The sequence below is a fragment of the Pantoea sp. V106_11 genome (assembly GCF_029967885.1).
Lineage (GTDB): Bacteria > Pseudomonadota > Gammaproteobacteria > Enterobacterales > Enterobacteriaceae > Pantoea > Pantoea ananatis.
On sequence record NZ_JASCAK010000031.1, the window covers coordinates 213,140 to 229,716 of the forward strand.

Sequence of the window (16,577 nt, forward strand, 5' to 3'; positions counted from 1 at the left end):
TTGCGGGCTTAGTATTACCAGATTAATGGCGATGAGGACGAAAAATATCGCACTGGTAACAATGCTAACTGTTTTTTGCGCATGCAAGAAGATACTCCAGATGCGTAACCATATCTGACTTAATTTTTTTTGATGACGAAACATAGTTGAGTAGAGCATTCACCTCATCCCTGGCACCTCTTACATTCTTCCCGTTCCTCTCTAACTCTTCAAGAAGCCTGATTATTTTTGAGTCTTCAGTAAGCTTCTTAATTCCTTCATCACTATAAAGTTTTTCGGTATACGCATCGTTTCCGGGGTAATGATAATCTGCATCAGTTTTCATAATAATCGCCCTCCTGATAACACTGTATATTTACACAGTGTTTAGCGCAAGTTTTTGGACTCCGTTCTGGTCAATAAATTTCATCAATTAAGCATATAACGAGTATTACCTATTATCCATATGTGCATTTAATGCGGTAGACTTGACTGATATTTCAACTCCAGGAGCACGCAAAGATGACCGTATCAACCGTGGTTAACCATGAGCAGTATGACGGCAACGGAACGACAACAACATTCCCTTACAGGTTTAGGGTATTAAAGAGCAGCCACATGGTTGTTACAGTTGTGGACACTGCGGGATTAGTCTCTACGCTACAGCTCGGGACTGATTATGATATTACCGGCGTCGGGCAGGTAAGCGGTGGGAACGTCATATTGAAATCGCCTTTACAGGACGGGTGGAAAATCTCCCTTGACCGAGATCTGCCTGCTGTACAGGAAACGGATTTACGCAACCAGGGCCGGTTTTTCGCTGAGACGCACGAAGATGCATTCGATTACCTGACAATGCTGATTCAGAGACTTGGCAGCCAGTTCAGCCTGTCGTTAAGAAAACCTACTTTCATTGCACCTTATTACGATGCCCTGGGCAATCTGATCCGTAACCTGGCAGATCCTGTAAATCCGCAGGATTCAGCCACTAAAAACTATGTTGATAGTCTGGCGCAGGGCAACCTCAACAAAACACTGAGAACTGATAATCCGATACCAGCCCTGCCGGGCATTAATCAGCGTAAGAATAAGCTGGTAGCAATGGATGATTCAGGTAATCCAATTATGGTTTTGCCTGCTTCAGGTTCTGCTTCTGATGTCATGATAGAACTGGCCAAGCCTACAGGGGCATCGTCTATCGGTTCGACAAATGGCAATGTACAAACTGATATTGACGCAATAAATTCTACGCTTACCAACAGAAACGCGTTCGCCTACATTGAAGATTATGCAAGCCTCGTTGTGTCTGGCGACTGGTCAGATGCAATTCAGGCAGCATTCAACACAGGTAAAGATGTCGTTGGTGTTGGTGGTAAAGTCTACCAGGTATCAAAGATCATCAATACTAAAGGGCAGCGCTGTCTGGGTGGGTGGAGCATGACCACAACCCGTTATGGCTTAGGTGCTGTAAAAGCTTGCGTTAATGGCCCCGACAGCCTCAGCATCAGGATGCTTTACCTTGAGAGCGCTTATGATTTATGTGAGTTATTATTTATTAAGGCAATGGGGTTTAATACTATAAATCATTATTGCTATTTCGCTAATAATGGAACTGTAGATGCTGCAGGCACAGCGGAGCAGTTGCTAAATAATGCTCTTACCGCTGGGCTTCAGGTAAATATCGGAACAGAGAGCGACAGAGCAAAAGCAAACTTGAGTGAATTTGTTAATGCCACAAAAAACCACCAGGCGACATTTGGATATTCCGTCTATGATGAGCCAGCATCAAGAAACATCAGCATAGCCGATCAGGATACAAAAATAAGTCAACTCAGGGCCTTAACATCAAGGCAGCTTAGTTTTGTTGATCTGGTTGCATCTGGGGCACCGTTCGTTAAACGATGGTCAACAAATTATGACTTGGCTTTCGTTGACTCATATTCTTTGTATTATGCAGGAAATAATAGCTATCCAGACAAGTTAACTAAAGACTTGAATAAAATGAGGTTTGATTTTGGTACAATTAAAGCCCACACGAACTTAACAAGAATAATACCAGTAGTAGCTACCTTTACGGATAAGGGTGGATATTATTGCCCTGACAAAGCACAAGTACTACCCGCATCAAAAATATTCGCTACAGTAGATCAAGGGAACTGGGGCGCATTTGTTTGGGATGGTGTCGGCGACTCCAATATCACATCACGTGTTAGGTCTGATTCTGATTTTCAAAATTTTTGCATAGATATAAATTCACAACCAGTCCGAGAAAAAAAGATTACAGATGCCTATATATTTGGCGGCACTGCTACGGATGGAAACTGGCCGATAACAAAGTTAATTGAAAAGATACCGTCTAAAGACACATCTACCACAGATCCTTATGTTTCTTCGAACGCATACCCTGTTCGCGTGGTGGCCGGTTCCACCAACTCTGATCGCGTAGTTAGTGGTATTTCAGGTGCGGATTACAGCGGAATAGGTTTCAGGGGGCCCTTCGCGAGTTTCCTGACCAGTATAAAAGCAAGAAAAAACACCCGGTGCTACATGGAATATTTCAACATACAGGGTGGAACATCTGGAAGTTTTAGTTTATTCACCAGCAACGATGGTGGATATAGTATTGTTTTAAGATATAACGATGCGTTATCAGGAAATAAAGTCTTGGACTTTAATACATCCACAGGAGATCCAGAGTCATACCTGGTTTTCAGGATTGAAAATACCGGTGATAATTATGCTTACTACAGGAAATTTTTGCGCGGGGGTGTTTACTGCTGTGACTGGTAAGTAACGTATAGCCGCCACAATAAAAGTGGCGGCTAAATTATATTATCTATTCTTCTTTAACAGAGAGAATATTGATGCTATTACTAAGAATACAGCCATGTCAAAGCTGAAGTTCATCCCAAAAAGATGCTTATCCATATCCCGATAACCTTCACCAATGAAAGAAATATAGAATTGAGAAATACCTAGCGAACTGCATAAGAATAACAGACCTGAAATTTTAGCGTTTCTGAGTGCCAGGCTAAACACCAAAGCAAGAACGAGTAAAAAGAATCTTATATTCTTAAATAATGCATCTTTAACATTAGTTATTTTTTCGTAAAAACCATTGTTATTTATTATTAATGGCATTGCTTTATAAACGTGGAAATAGTTCTCTGTTAACTGTGTTTTTACACCGTCATCAAAGGGTAGCTTTAACAGCATAGATGGATGTTTTAATATTTCATCTATCGTTTCCTTAAAGGTGGCGTCTTTGTGTTTATTAAAACACTCTTCACCAATTGATGTTGATACAACGCCTGATTTCAAATCAAAACGGTTGCCCCAGGAATCAATGCCTACGCAATTTTTATCGGCACCTTCAGGAAGTTCTATTCCGTTCATTCTTTCATATTCATAAACGCCGAAATATACTGAGTGATATTTGTTATATGCAACAGTCGATGTTGTAAACATCATGCAAAGAAAAGAAAGAGCCAAAGAAATTGCGACTAAAGGTATTTTTAAAAGCATGCCTTTACGGTCGTATATTAAGTAATAACAAAATAAAATCGCTGGGAAGTAGAAGAATTGACCTTTGGAACAGGCTATTATTGTAACGCTAAGAAATGTTGTTAAATATGCTTCAGTTGTTCTTTTATTTACAGACAGCAGAAGTAAAGGAAGTAAAATTAAAAGTACTTGCTCCTGATAAAAAGAGCCAAAAAATGCAAGGTTTGATGATGAAATTAATGGTGCAATACAAAGTAAATATGATACAAACAAAAGCTTTTTATCTTCTATTTCAGCAATCTTCAAGAATAAAAAAGATGCAATGATGACATAGAAGAATTTTAAAATAGATGAATAGAGAGTAATTGAAAAAGTATTGCTGAAAATATGAACTAATGAAGCATATGCATATATAATCAGGCTGTATGAACTTTTGTATTCATAAGAGTCTAAAGGACTGAACGACTCTTTTAATGGATAAGAGAATGGAAGGTTATTACTAAAGTTCGGTATGCTTTCAATAAACGGAAACACAGAACGGTAATAATCACCAGTGTTCATCATGATCAATGATGTAGATGTGAAAGCAACCAGTAGTGCTAACACTATCGGAAATGAAAACTTTGTTGTTAAAAACTTCATTTGATTCCCTTCTTTAGTAAATATCTTGGTCTGTCTTTTGTTTCAATATATATCCTTCCAATGTATTCGCCCAAAACTCCAATGCCAATTAGCTGAACACCGCCCAAAAATAGTATGGAGACCAACAAAGAAGGGTAGCCATGAACAGGGTTGCCGAAAGCCAAAGTATCAACGATCATCCATGCACCGTAAATAAATGACAGTGCAGCAATACCTAAGCCTAAATATGTCCACATGCGCAGCGGGAATGTAGAAAAGCTCGTGATGCCTTCTAACGCAAGGTTCCATAGCTTCCAGCCATTGAACTTTGAATTTCCTGCTATGCGTTCTGCTCTCGCATATTCTACAACCTCAACCGTTCCCCCCACCCATGAGAGGATACCTTTCATAAAGAGGTTACGCTCTGGCATCAGCTTTATGTGCTCGACAACTTCCCGCGACATAAGTCTGAAATCACCCACATTTTCTTCTATTTTGGGCGAGCTAATTTTGTTGTGTAATTTGTAGAACCATTCAGCACTCTTTCTCTTCATATGAGTATCTGATGCTCTGTCGTTTCTTTTAGCCAGAACAACGTCAGCGCCAGATTGCCACTTATCAATAAGCTTAGGAATTACGCAAACTGGATCTTGCAGGTCAACATCAATAGGTATAACTGCATCGCCAGTAGCATGCTCAAGCCCTGCAAAAAGCGCAGGTTCTTTTCCAAAGTTGCGTGTGAAGTTTAAATTTATTACGCGACTGTCAGAAACAGATAGTGCATTGATGATAGATTCAGTTGAGTCTGTACTACCATCGTTTATGAAAACGATCTCAACATCTAAATCAGAAAGTTCTTTCCTTACCTCTTGATAAAAGATAGGGATTGAATCTTCTTCGTTGTAGACAGGAACAATTAAAGATATTTTCATTTTTCATCCCGAAATACGATGAATTTAGAATAAAAGAAGCCCATGAAAAGACTTATTACAGAAAAAAGAATTAGAGTGATTATAGGGTTTAGGTTTAACTTATCACTCATTGAACCTATGGATGCCGCCATAGCACCCATAAACCCAATATATAGAAAATATTTGCTAGTTGAAACTTTGCTTTTGAAAGTCACCTTTGCGTTTGCAAAAAAAGAAAAAGTAACTGCTAAGCAAAACGCAATAAAATTCGAAATGCTCTGATTACCTGATTGTCCGTAAAGAACATAAAAGACGGTCCAGTGCAGCGCCGTGTTTATGATACCTACCGAGAAATATTTTGAGAATTTTTCAAGCATTGGCTGTTTATCGCATGAGGTTTAGCCAATCATACCACTTACCAATAAGGTAACAAAGCTAAGATTAACCCTAAAATTACCAATAACCCACATATGCATTATTGTGTATAGTATCGCCATTAACTACAGTGGAGGTGTGCTATGCACTATGCAGGTGGTTTCCATGACTGATCCTTTGTCCGTGACCGGCACAACCTCGGTGACAATTGGGTTGAGTGGATCGGCGTGGCTGGCTTTTTTTAATGGTGTCCCGCCTGAAGTTGTGCTTGGCGCGTTTTCTGGCTCGGTTATTTTCGTCACCGCTGCACAGGAGTACCCGATCAAGAAGCGGCTCATTCTTGCCCTTGTCAGCTTCATCGCAGGCGTAATTGTTTCCCGCCCAGCTGCTTCTCTCATTATCGCAATCATTTCTAAATGGGCGTCAGTTTCGCCAGATTCGATAGAGATTAAGTCAGCTTATGCAGGTGCCGCGCTGATTATGTCAGTCGTGGCTGTAAGACTTTTGATGCATCTCTATAAGCGGTCGGGTGATCCTCAGGCAGCCTTAAAGAGAGGCTCTGATGATGACAAGTTATGAAGTGCTCCAGGCAATAAACGCAATCCTGTGCGGCGTGATTGCACTCAGGCTGATGACGTTCCGCCGTGAGCGTTCAACGCATAAGCCAGCTGGTGGCTGGCTTGCTTACGCCATTATCGTAATCTGCGCTTCTGTTCCCATCCGTGTCGCCTACGGCTACCACGTCAGTACTGACTGGGCCGACCTCCTCATCAAAGTTCTGCTGTGTGGCGCGCTGCTGAAAACTCGCGGCAACGTCATGCAGCTTTTCACTATCGCTAACCGGGGAAAAAAACGTGAAAACTTCCGATAACGGCATTGCTTTGGTCAAAGCTTTTGAGGGGCTAGAAACGAAAGCCTATCCAGATCCTGCGACTGGCGGCGCACCATGGACAATCGGCTATGGCCACACAGGAAATGATGTGCGACCAGGCACAGTCTGGAATCAGGCGCAGGCTGAATCAGTACTGCGCTCTGACCTGGCATATTTTGAATCGCTCGTCTCTAATGCTCTTACCACTACCGTCAGTCAGAACCAGTTCGATGCGCTGGTCTCTTTTTGCTTCAACGTCGGACCGGGTAAGAAGGGCGTAAAAGATGGGTTGCTGGTTCTGAAAAATGGTAATCCGTCCAGCCTCCTGCGCCTTACCAATGCTCGCGACTTCGGCGGGGCGGAACGCCAGTTCAAATACTGGTGCAATGCGGCCGGCAAACCAATGAAAGGGCTGATCCGTCGCCGGGCTGCTGAAGCTGCTCTATATGGCGGGGCAACTGCTTTCGATGCGATAGCGACCGGCAAGGCGGCCGCATGATATCCGCCTTCATCAGAGCCTACTGGAAACCCCTGGCTGCCTTATTGCTGGTGGCAGGGGGGTTATGGCTGGTCCATCACCTCGGCTATTCGTCGGGTCAGGCTAATGCGAATCAGGCCTGGCAGGATAAATGGGATAAACGCGACAAGGCAGATGCTGAATCACGGCTGGTTTTCAGTCAGGAGCAGCGACGCACTGAGCTGGCCCGCCAGGCTGCCATTGATAAATTACAGAGAGAAGCCGATGAAGAGAATCGCAAAGCTAATGCCGATCGTATTGCTGCTCAGCGTTCTGCTGACAGGCTGCAACTCGGCATCGTCGAAGCCATCACCCAGTTACAGCAGCGACGTGGCGGCGATACCCGAACTGCCAGCAGCGGGAAGGTTAGGCCAGTCTCCGCCGATCTGCTTGCCAACCTGTACCAGGAAATTGACGCAACAGCGGGAGAACTGGCGGAGGAAGCTGACAGGCGAGGACGTATTGCCATGACCTGTGAAAGGGCTTACGATGCGGTACGCAATTCACGTCTCGACCCACCCGATAAACAGCCCAATAAATAGTCACTTCACTCCGGTGTCGGTATGGCAGACGGTATCGAGTAAATAGAAATCAATGTGCGTATTAATTATCAATTAGTTACGACGTCAGTACACGATTGAGTGGGAATGATTTAGCGTCCGGCTCAGACCGACAGTAAGCAGTGTAAAACGAAGCCCGCGTTATGCGGGCTTTTTGCATTTTAGCTCCCGCATTGTCTGGCCGATAGTCGCTTCGCCGGAACGGCGAGGGATATCACTGAATTTCGCCTGCAAAATGAGTTCGCGTTGAACAGCGCACGGCGCTGAAGCGAACTTAGGATCTACGCCAGGCGGCAGGCAGGAGACGTACGACGCGAAGCTCGGTGACGACAATCCCCACCAGGATTAGCGCCGCTCCTGCAAGTCTTTCCGGCGGCAAACGATCGCCCGCGAGAAAATAACCAAAAATCCCACTAAACACAGGTTCGCAAATCAGTATCAGGGCGACCTTTTCCGGGGCCAGCACAGCCTGAGCACGATTCTGAATGGCGTACGCCAGGGCTGTTGCGAACAGGGCCAGTGACAGGATTGTTAATGCTGTCGGCAGCGAGTGAGGTAAAGAAAACTGGTCACGGGCGACGCTCCATAACAAAGAAAGCACGCCAACGATGCCGAGTTGTATCGATGTTGATGCCAGGGAAATATCAGGCGTTGTGAAAGTCGACACGATGACGATGTGTACGGCGAAGCACACCGCACAACCCAGAATAAGTAAGTCACCATAGTGCACCCTGAACCCGTCAAGGCTGAGTAAGCCAAGCCCAAACACGGCAATGGCGGTTCCTGCTGCCTGTTTAGCACTGGGGCGTCCTCTGCCGATGAGATAGATACACAACGGCGTGAAAACGGTGCACAAGCCTGTGATGAAGCCGGCATTGGAGGGCGTTGTGTAAGCTGTGCCGGATGTCTGTAGGGAAAATGCAGCGAAGAGCACGATGCCCGCCAATACCGCACTCACCCAGTCACGTGGCTTCAGGTGGCGAAAAGAACGGATCGAAAAGGGGAGAAGCGCGAAAGCCGCCAGGGTAAACATCCACGCGTTCAGGGTGGATGCGGCCATGAAGCCCAGCGTGTCGTGCTTCGCAACGAAGCTCCAGCCCCACACCGCCGTGACGGCTAAAAGCGCGATTGACCAAAGGATGCGATATGACATAGTTGTCCCTTAGGCAGGCATTTATACCGAATGCCTGGCTCAGAATTGTATGTCAGCGGTACCCAAAGCGGCTTACGATAATTCAGTAAAAAGCTCCTGGCAATCCTTAACGCTGTTCCTGCGGCGGCTATCCGAAATTTCAACTGTTGATGACGCGAAGTAGCGAGTTAGAAGGGGTCAGTACAAGTTGCCAGCAACCGGGAATTTGATAAGGTCAGGGTTCTGTGGCTGGCGGTGGTCGGGATGAGCAATGAGCAGACGTTGATAACATTACTGCCTCGCTACAAGCCTGCTTAACGGCGGGTTTTTCCTTTCACTGGTCGAAGGCCGTTTTTGGGTGAAGGCATAAATACTTGCGCGGAGTGGAGAAGGGTGATCACGCCCTGATGCCTGTCAGCATTTAAGCCAGAAAAAATCAGCCGGTGCTATCCGGCTGATTTTATTTACCGCATGTCTGCACGAACAAAAAAATATGAATCCGCTGTCGGGCGATGTTTACTTAAGGTGTTCCTTCAATTCCGCTGACGCCTGGCCAATCGCCGTACGCACCGTAGGCTCTTTACTCAAGGCATTCAGCAAACCAAAGTCGTGGATCATGCCGTTATAGCGGGTCACCGTCACCGGTACACCGGCGGCATCCAGCTTACGTCCAAAGGCTTCACCTTCATCGCGCAGCACGTCGAGTTCGGCAGTCTGAATCAGCGTTGGCGGTAAACCGGCCAGTTGCGCCTCAGTGGCACGCAGCGGAGAAGCCAGAATGTTATTCCGATCTTTATCTGACGTGGTGTAGTTATCCCAGAACCACTTCATCATGTTTCGGGTCAGGAAATAGCCGTTGGCGAATTGCTGATAAGACGCATCATCAAAGCGGGCATCGGTAACGGGCCACAGCATCACATCGTAACGAATCGCCGGGGTTTTGTGTTGTTTGGCCTGCAGCGCGACGGCGGCCACCATGTTGCCTCCCACGCTGTTACCGACCAGCGCCAGGCGCTTACCGTCAACGCCAATTTCCGCACCGTGTTCGGCTACCCATTTTGTCGCTTCATAAGCCTGGGTAATCGCGACCGGATAATGGGCTTCTGGTGAGGGCTCGTAATTCACAAATACCGCCGCAGCGCCGGATTCGTTCACAAGGTCTCGCACCAGACGTTCGTGCGTCGGGAAGTCACCCAGCACCCAGCCGCCACCGTGGAAGAACATGAATACCGGGAGCACACCGCTGGCGTGTTCGGGTTTAACAATCGTCAGTTTGAGCGGCTTGCCCAATGCTGTGATGGTTTTTTCAGAAACCTGTGCGGGTGGCAGTGTGGCACCTTGCTGCGCGCCGGTGAGTACCGCGCGTGCTTCTTTAGGCGTTAAGGTCTCAATGGGCTTACCGCCGCCACTGTTCAGTGCTTTAAGAAAGGCGGCGACGCCAACGGTAGGTTCAGGCGCATTCTCCACAGGGCTGGCCCATGCTGATGTGATCTGGCTGGCTAACAATAAAGCACCTGCGGTGAGTTTCACGTTCATTTTGATTTCCTTGTGTTTGCGATTAAGTAGTGCGCTATTTAGTTTGGCTAAGATGGCAGGTATTTCTTAAGTTGTAAACTACTAAATAGTGCGCTATTTAAATTTCATGGCTGACGCGAGAACAATGCTGATGGCGAAAAAGCGCGGGAAGAGGCGTGGCGTCTGTATTGGATGGCATTTTTTACGATTTACCCGTGGGTTAATCAATTTCGTGCCAGTTGTTTTTTTGAGCGCTACACTCATCTCTGAACCGCAACGCTGTCAGCGTGTAAAACAGCCTGTGTGTGTCCATTTCACGGCATGATAGCGACGGGCAATCAGGCTTTTTGATGACTCAAACTCAAGGACTGAATTAACCATGTTTAAGCGTCTTCTCTCTTCTCTGCGCAATAAAAACCAACCCGCCGATACCGCACCAGACGAGCCCGCTCAAGAACGGGAGATGATTGTTGCTTACGATGCTCATGGACAGGAAATGCACATTGCACGCAATGAATGGCGTGAGAAGGTCTTTCTGCCGGATCTGGAAAAGAAGTGGGATGATGCGGACGCCTTGTACACCGCGATTCTGATGGGGTTGAAAGACGCCTTTGCTTCCGATCTGGTTGCGGCAGCGGAGCGCCTGGTGGACATTGACCGTAATCCTGAACGAAGTCATACCCTCCACGGCATTGTACTGATGGAAACAGGCCACCTGGATGCGGCTGAACAAACCCTGCGAGAGGGAATGGATAAATCAGGCGCGACAGGAACCTTACTCACCAATCTGGCGAAAGTCTTTGCCGAGCGCGGTGAGGACAAACGGGCAGATGACACGCTCTGGCAGGCTATTCAAACCGATCCGAACCTGGATAACGGCTTACTCTGGTGGGTGAGCATTCAGCGCGAGCGCGGAGGCGAGGACGCTTACATTGAGGGATTGCGCAGCGTTGCCGCGATGCCGGGAAGCTGGCGAGCACAGCTCTGGATGGCCCGTTTTTATCTGGAGCATAACGAAACCGACAAGGCTCGTGGACTTTATGAAGAGGTGCTGTCGGGTGGACGGTACGATGCTGAGGCGCTGTATATGATCTCTGGCGACCTGGGGAAAAATGGCGAGATTCCGCTTCTGATTTCGCTGGTTGCGCCCCATTACGATGTTCAAAAGCACGATCCTATGGCCGGTATAAATTTATTGCAGGCTTATCTTGAGTTGGGGCAGACGGATCAGGGGCTCACGCTTCTTAACCAGCTGTATGCACTCAATTTTGCCCCGATCAAGCAGCATCTTGATTATTACAGACAAGAGTTTGAAGAGAAACGCCGCCAAACGGAACCCGTTCAGCAGGTGGCGCCTGATGATGTGAAAATCACAACGTTATCCGTTACGCAGCCCATTTGGCATTACGGCTTATGTAAAGCCGACTGGCTGTTTAACCAAAAACCTGAAGAGACAGCGAAGATCGGTTTCTTTGCGTTATCAAAAATACCGGATGGCACCGCAGCCCAGGGCATACAGCGCGAAGATGAGCTTGGCCGACTGTCGCGCGCGATTCCGCTCTATCTCGCTGAAGCCGTACATTACTGGAGTGATTATGCGGCGTGCACCTATTTTCTGATGGCGGAGGGCCACGGTCCTGTTCTCACTGGCCAACCGATGGTGGGTGAGGATATTTATGAGATCCTGCCGCCTGACATGAAGTATGTGGTGACGGGGGAAATTGGCTGCACTGGCGAGGGCGAACAGCGTCGTTGGCAGATTGCGTTGTCGCTGTGGAACTGTAACACGCGCAGTAAACAGTCGACTGAAACTGAAGAGGTAACGGATGCCGGGTTAGGCAACGTGATGCAGGCGTTGGAGCAAAAATTACTGATGCAGGCCGGCCTGAAGCGTGAACAACCACTGGATGCCTTTTATCAACGTCCTCCGGCTGACGCGTTGCCTGTCTATCTGACCGGGCTGGGGCAATCGTTAATGCTGACGTTGCTGGCTAACCAACAGGTTCCGTATTCGGAGGTCTGGAATGAGCGCGCCATGTTGGACTGGCCGCTGAATATTCTCCGTCACTGGCCATCTCTGACTGCCGCTAAAATCATTTATCTTTCCGGGTTGGGCAAAGCTTTCGATTATCACTCGGAGGCACTGCCGGGCTACCAAACATCCAGCCTGGAATTGCTGAGAATGGAGAGCAGTCAAAGCAGCGTGATTGCAGGACTCGCGCCGCTGATGTGGAAAATATTTGGCATCGAAGGTGAGATAAACTCACGCAGCCAACCTGTCGCGCCGGAGGCGCAGCAGCGCTATGAAGCGTGGTTGCAACGTGTAGCGGAAAAGGCGATAACAGGCTAGTTTTCAGACGGCGGGTTCAAGATAACCTATGCTGTTGTTGAAATAGCCAGGCATGAAATGCATCTGAGATCTGTTATCTGCTTCGAGCATGGGTGAAGTGCAGGCTTCGCGTGCCTTCGGGATTGGCTCTGACGCCTTCTGTACTGACCGCAAAGCAGAGGGCAGCCCAGACCGGTCGCGCGCTGAATGCGCGCGGCGAGTATCCCTGCTTGCTTCCTGAGCCTGAGTCGAGGCGGGTTTCAGGCTGGCTGATTCTGCGTATAGCCCGCCTCTTAGCATACTGGTGGTGACAGCCATCACGGCCCCTTGACGTTGCGTGATGGCGGGCGTTGCGTCTGCAGCCACTCACCAGCTTGAGCAAATATTGCGATGACATCGCAGCATAGTTAGTGAATACAAACCTTCTATTTCATTGCAAAATCATCCCTTATCTTTTACCTGCAGGAACCGCGATGCTGCCTCTGAAAATCTTCAGTCTCTGTTTTCTCACCGTGATTTTGCTGTCGCTTGCGGCCAGCCTGGCACAAGCCACTCATGGCAACAACGCTACCGGCCAGGGTGGCTGGGCAACGGCCCGAAGGGATTCGGCTGGTGTCGCGCCGGATCCACAGGCCAACGCCAGTCAGGCCATCGTTCAGGTCTATGCCGCACCGACATACGGCTGGAAAGGCGCTATCGCGGTGCACCCGTGGATTATCTTTAAACGTGCAGGTGAAAGCCGCTATACACGTTACGAAGTCATTAGCTGGGGGAGCGGCGATAAGGTAAGACGTAATTCATCGTTGCCTGACGGCTACTGGTACGGGGCAAAACCGCGGCTGTTGGTCGAGCATCGTGGCCCGGATGCGCAAAAGCTGATCCCGCAGATTGAAGCCGCCATAAAATCCTACCCCTGGCCCACCACCTATCGCGCCTGGCCCGGGCCGAACAGTAATACCTTTATGGCGCACATTGGTCGCAATGTGCCGGATCTCAAGCTTGATCTGCCTGCCAACGCCCTGGGAAAAGACTACCGGCCATTATGGCGCCCCGTGGGCTTGCCGCCGTCAGGTCGTGGGGTTCAGGTATCAATACTTGGCGTCGCGGGCATTACGCTGGGGGCGGAAGAAGGGGTTGAAGTGAATCTTTTGGGACTGAGCGCGGGGATAGGCTTTGCGCCGTTTCGGCTGAGACTGCCTTTTATTGGCGGTTTAGGAAAAAATAATCTGCAGGAAAATAAAATCTGACAGCCGTTTGGTGGATGACGCGGCAGGCGAAACAGGTTACCCGAGTGTTGGGTTGCCGCGTAACCCCACTTCGGGTTGTCTTAACCGTTACGGTCTGCCTGAGTCACATCACCCGTTTTAACAGACGCCAAAATCGCCATCTTCATGGTAGAGATTTACGCTGTCCGCGTTAACTTCGATTTCTTTTTGAGTGGCATCGTCCACGCGAGCGCACCACAGCGTTTCTCCTTCGGCACGTAGCACCACCATTTTGGGGCCGCCCGTTTTCGATTGTACCAGGTCATCAGTTTTAAACATATTTCCTCCGTTGTGAGTATTGATTTTAGTCCATCACGCCAGACTGACACTTTTTTGCGTAACCTTTTCCATTTTAGCCGCAACCTGTTTTACCTGCTGCCCGACAACCCCCATGCTGCTCATCTACCGCATTAAGTATAAATAAGTTGTCAGTTGACAACCTATTAAAAACAAGGAATGATATGCACCATGGTGGACAGAAAGCGACATCCCAGCAAAGAGATAGAAGCCGCATTATGTTACGCAGAGTTCCATGGGTGGCTGGTGGTTGCTAAGGGCCATCACGCATGGGGCAAAATGTACTGCCCGGCAAATCTGTCGGCGTGCCGCTGTGGTGAATACTGTCTGACCTGTATCTGGCGCACCCCGAAAAGCGCGCAAAACCATGCCAAAGCGCTGCGGCGCGTGGTAGACAACTGTATCGCCACCCGTGAGTGGAAAAAGAGGGAAGGATTATGACGGACTATCATTTCACCCTGCGGTTTGAACTGCCTGAATCAGCCAAATCCATCGACGCATTACTGGAAAAACTGGCGGAGGCAGGATGCGACGACGCGCTGGTCGGTGCCGGTATGGCAGGTAAGCTGGCACTGGAGTTTACGCGCCACGCCGACTCGGCGAGTCACGCACTCGGCAGTGCGATAGAGGATGTGCAGTCTGCCATTCCGGGCGCAGTCATGGTTGAAGCCGCACCTGACTTTGTCGGCTTAACCGATGTCGCCGATCTTATCGGCGTATCCCGTCAGAACATGCGGAAACTGATGATCACGCACAGCAAACAGTTTCCGCTACCGGTTCACGATGGCAAAACGGCCATCTGGCATTTAGCCGATGTGCTGGAGTGGCTGGCGCAGCGTAATCACTACCAACTGCCTGCGGTCACCTGTGAGCTGGCACAGGTGACGCGTCGGCTTAACGTGATGGGATCCCTGCAGCGCTACGGTTATCAACATTCGTGATCAGTGCGGTATCAGAAAGATTGTCGCCAGGCCCAGAAAAATAAAGAAACCACCAGTATCGGTGATGGCGGTAATCAAGACGCTTGAGCCCACGGCGGGATCGCGTTTCATTTTCGTCATGACCAGCGGCACCATGACACCCATAACCGCAGCCAGCAGGAGATTCAGCACCATCGCCAGCATCATGACGCCGCCCAGCGCCATGTTATCGTACATGAGCCAGGTCACTCCGCCCATAATGGCGCCCCAGAACAGGCCGTTAATCAAAGCGACGCCGAGTTCACGCATAAACAGGAACGAAAAGTTGCCCGGCTCAACCTGATGCAGGGCCAGGGCGCGAACAATCATGGTGATGGTCTGATTACCGGTGTTTCCACCTATCCCGGCAATAATCGGCATGAGCGTAGCAAGGGCGACAATCTGCGAGATAGTGCCTTCAAACAGACCAATGACGCGTGAGGCAATAAATGCCGTACACAAATTGATTGCCAGCCATGCCCAGCGGTTGCGCACGGATTTGCGCACCGGCGCGAAAACATCTTCTTCCTGACTGATCCCACCCATTTTTCGGATATTGCTTTCGTTCTCTTTGTTAACCAGATCAACAACATCTTCAATGGTGATGCGGCCGATGAGTTTACCCTGCGCGTCAGTGACCGCCGCTGAGATCAGGTTGTAACGTTCAAAGGCACTGGCTGCATCTTCGGCTTTATCATCAAGCTGAAACGTGGTGGGATGCGAATTCATCACGTCGCTCACCATGGTCTTGGGTTTGTTCAGCAGAATAGCGGTTAACAGCAGTTCGCCCAGCAGTTGGTTGTTTTCATTGGTGATAAAGATTTTGTCTGTACCGTCCGGCATGCTTTTGCCTTTCCGCAAAAAGCGCTGCACTGTGGCTAAGGTCACATCCTCGCGCACCGTGAGGATATTGAAGTCCATAATCCGGCCCACGCGATCCCGGTCGAACTGCATCACGCTCAGGATGCGGGCGCGCAGGTTAGGCTCAAGCGAGGTCAGCAGGCGTCCGGTGAGGTCGCGTGGCAGGTAACGTACCAGCCAGGCCTGATCGTCAATGTCCAGGGGTTCCATGGCCTGCAGGATGGCGCGATCGCTCATCTCTTCGGTCAGGCTGTCCCAGACGGTTTCAGAGGCTTCAACCAGCACATGACCGCGTTTCTCACCCGGTACCAGGCTCCAGAGTGCCAGACGCGCTTCTTCAGGCAAGGCTTCAAGAATATCGGCAAGGTCAGCGGCATGAAGCTGGCTGATGTCTTGCTGCAGAATTTCACGATTTATCGCATTTTCACGTTGCTGCTCAGCGGTGAGATGGCTGGCTTTATCCAGCAATTCATCCACCAGATCGTGCTCATTGAGCAGCAGCGTCAGAATACGATGACGAATTTCACTTAAACGTTGCGTGTGTGAGGCAGACACATTGCATCCCTATAGTCTGAAAGCACTTGCACGAAGTGTAGCGTTTTGACCGAAAAAGGGATGTAAAAAATGGCGCTGATGCAGGAGATCGCGCGTCGATTAATCAGGTTATGACATCTTATGATTGACGGCTGTCAGAAAGCGTAGTGATCGCCGGAGGCGAGTCGGTTTGTTTTTGCTGATGATGCTCGAAAGCCGCGGGCAGGATAAAGACGAGGCGACTAAACAGAATGATAAAACTGATGAGTAAAACAATCCGCGTCATGCTGACGCTTTTTTTACGTCTTCGTGGAGAAAGGGCGCTGTTCACGCAGTGTAATTCCTGT

18 protein-coding genes are annotated in these 16,577 nt (G+C 48.8%); 9 read left to right on the forward strand and 9 right to left on the reverse strand.

The genetic code is table 11. The annotated features are described in order from the left end of the window. Positions 1-64: 64 nt before the first annotated feature. The gene (locus tag QLG08_RS16305) at positions 65-325 is read right to left on the reverse strand and encodes a hypothetical protein (RefSeq protein WP_282473032.1); all 261 of its coding nucleotides are present in this window, start codon (positions 323-325) and stop codon (positions 65-67) included. A gap of 176 nt (positions 326-501) precedes the next feature. Here QLG08_RS16305 and QLG08_RS16310 point away from each other — a divergent pair, with 176 nt between their 5' ends. Next, positions 502-2,769, forward strand: a complete 2,268-nt coding sequence (locus QLG08_RS16310; RefSeq protein ID WP_282473033.1) for a hypothetical protein — start codon at positions 502-504, stop codon at positions 2,767-2,769. 42 nt (positions 2,770-2,811) lie between these two features. Here QLG08_RS16310 and QLG08_RS16315 read toward each other — a convergent pair whose 3' ends face one another. From QLG08_RS16315 to QLG08_RS16325, 3 genes are read right to left on the reverse strand one after another with little or no spacing between them, the layout of a single operon-like run. Further along, the gene (locus tag QLG08_RS16315) at positions 2,812-4,125 is read right to left on the reverse strand and encodes a hypothetical protein (RefSeq protein WP_282473034.1); all 1,314 of its coding nucleotides are present in this window, start codon (positions 4,123-4,125) and stop codon (positions 2,812-2,814) included. After that, positions 4,122-5,036 carry a glycosyltransferase family 2 protein gene (locus QLG08_RS16320; protein WP_282473035.1) on the reverse strand — a complete coding sequence of 305 codons (915 nt, stop codon included), beginning with the start codon at positions 5,034-5,036 and terminating at the stop codon, positions 4,122-4,124. Before QLG08_RS16320 ends, QLG08_RS16315 begins: the two co-directional genes overlap by 4 nt. Further along, positions 5,033-5,392: a GtrA family protein gene (locus QLG08_RS16325; protein WP_282473036.1), complete on the reverse strand. Its 360-nt coding sequence runs from the start codon at positions 5,390-5,392 to the stop codon at positions 5,033-5,035. The genes QLG08_RS16320 and QLG08_RS16325 overlap by 4 nt, the downstream gene beginning before the upstream one ends. A 163-nt stretch (positions 5,393-5,555) precedes the next feature. Between QLG08_RS16325 and QLG08_RS16330 the strand changes: the two genes are divergently transcribed. The 4 genes from QLG08_RS16330 to QLG08_RS16345 are packed head-to-tail and all read left to right on the forward strand — an operon-like array spanning position 5,556 to position 7,320. Continuing rightward, complete coding sequence (locus QLG08_RS16330; protein ID WP_164482412.1) at positions 5,556-5,969, forward strand: putative holin; 414 nt, start codon at positions 5,556-5,558, stop codon at positions 5,967-5,969. Next, positions 5,953-6,261: a phage holin family protein gene (locus QLG08_RS16335; RefSeq protein WP_246871098.1), complete on the forward strand. Its 309-nt coding sequence runs from the start codon at positions 5,953-5,955 to the stop codon at positions 6,259-6,261. The genes QLG08_RS16330 and QLG08_RS16335 overlap by 17 nt, the downstream gene beginning before the upstream one ends. Further along, on the forward strand, positions 6,245-6,760 hold the full coding sequence (locus QLG08_RS16340; protein WP_282473037.1) for a lysozyme: 516 nt from the start codon (positions 6,245-6,247) through the stop codon (positions 6,758-6,760). Before QLG08_RS16335 ends, QLG08_RS16340 begins: the two co-directional genes overlap by 17 nt. Then, a complete protein-coding gene (locus QLG08_RS16345) occupies positions 6,757-7,320 on the forward strand; it encodes a DUF2514 family protein (RefSeq protein WP_282473038.1) in 564 nt (187 codons plus the stop codon). The genes QLG08_RS16340 and QLG08_RS16345 overlap by 4 nt, the downstream gene beginning before the upstream one ends. 292 nt (positions 7,321-7,612) lie before the next feature. Here the strand turns inward: QLG08_RS16345 and QLG08_RS16350 are convergent, their stop codons facing one another. Continuing rightward, positions 7,613-8,491: a DMT family transporter gene (locus tag QLG08_RS16350; protein ID WP_014594304.1), complete on the reverse strand. Its 879-nt coding sequence runs from the start codon at positions 8,489-8,491 to the stop codon at positions 7,613-7,615. A gap of 495 nt (positions 8,492-8,986) precedes the next feature. Continuing rightward, a complete protein-coding gene (locus tag QLG08_RS16355) occupies positions 8,987-10,006 on the reverse strand; it encodes an alpha/beta hydrolase (RefSeq protein ID WP_014605280.1) in 1,020 nt (339 codons plus the stop codon). Between the two features lie 358 nt (positions 10,007-10,364). Between QLG08_RS16355 and QLG08_RS16360 the strand changes: the two genes are divergently transcribed. Together QLG08_RS16360 and QLG08_RS16365 are read left to right on the forward strand one after the other, a co-directional pair. Then, positions 10,365-12,335, forward strand: coding sequence for a hypothetical protein (locus tag QLG08_RS16360; RefSeq protein WP_019106073.1), 1,971 nt, complete (start codon positions 10,365-10,367; stop codon positions 12,333-12,335). Positions 12,336-12,787: 452 nt separating this feature from the next. Beyond that, positions 12,788-13,561 carry a DUF3750 domain-containing protein gene (locus tag QLG08_RS16365; protein ID WP_015699750.1) on the forward strand — a complete coding sequence of 258 codons (774 nt, stop codon included), beginning with the start codon at positions 12,788-12,790 and terminating at the stop codon, positions 13,559-13,561. A 117-nt stretch (positions 13,562-13,678) separates the two neighbouring features. Here QLG08_RS16365 and QLG08_RS16370 read toward each other — a convergent pair whose 3' ends face one another. Further along, positions 13,679-13,858 carry a hypothetical protein gene (locus QLG08_RS16370; RefSeq protein ID WP_013026715.1) on the reverse strand — a complete coding sequence of 60 codons (180 nt, stop codon included), beginning with the start codon at positions 13,856-13,858 and terminating at the stop codon, positions 13,679-13,681. A 189-nt stretch (positions 13,859-14,047) separates the two neighbouring features. On the opposite strand from QLG08_RS16370, the gene QLG08_RS16375 reads away from it, so the two are divergent. Next, the gene (locus QLG08_RS16375; RefSeq protein WP_015699752.1) at positions 14,048-14,317 is read left to right on the forward strand and encodes a hypothetical protein; all 270 of its coding nucleotides are present in this window, start codon (positions 14,048-14,050) and stop codon (positions 14,315-14,317) included. After that, entirely contained in the window at positions 14,314-14,817 is a 504-nt protein-coding gene (locus QLG08_RS16380; protein ID WP_072404098.1) for a DNA-binding protein, read from the forward strand. Before QLG08_RS16375 ends, QLG08_RS16380 begins: the two co-directional genes overlap by 4 nt. On the opposite strand, the gene mgtE is transcribed toward QLG08_RS16380, so the two are convergent. Further along, positions 14,818-16,251 (reverse strand): magnesium transporter, encoded by a 1,434-nt coding sequence (gene mgtE, locus QLG08_RS16385; RefSeq protein WP_013026712.1) that lies wholly within the window; start codon positions 16,249-16,251, stop codon positions 14,818-14,820. 118 nt (positions 16,252-16,369) lie between these two features. Beyond that, complete coding sequence (locus tag QLG08_RS16390; RefSeq protein ID WP_282473039.1) at positions 16,370-16,561, reverse strand: YfgG family protein; 192 nt, start codon at positions 16,559-16,561, stop codon at positions 16,370-16,372. Positions 16,562-16,577: the final 16 nt, after the last annotated feature.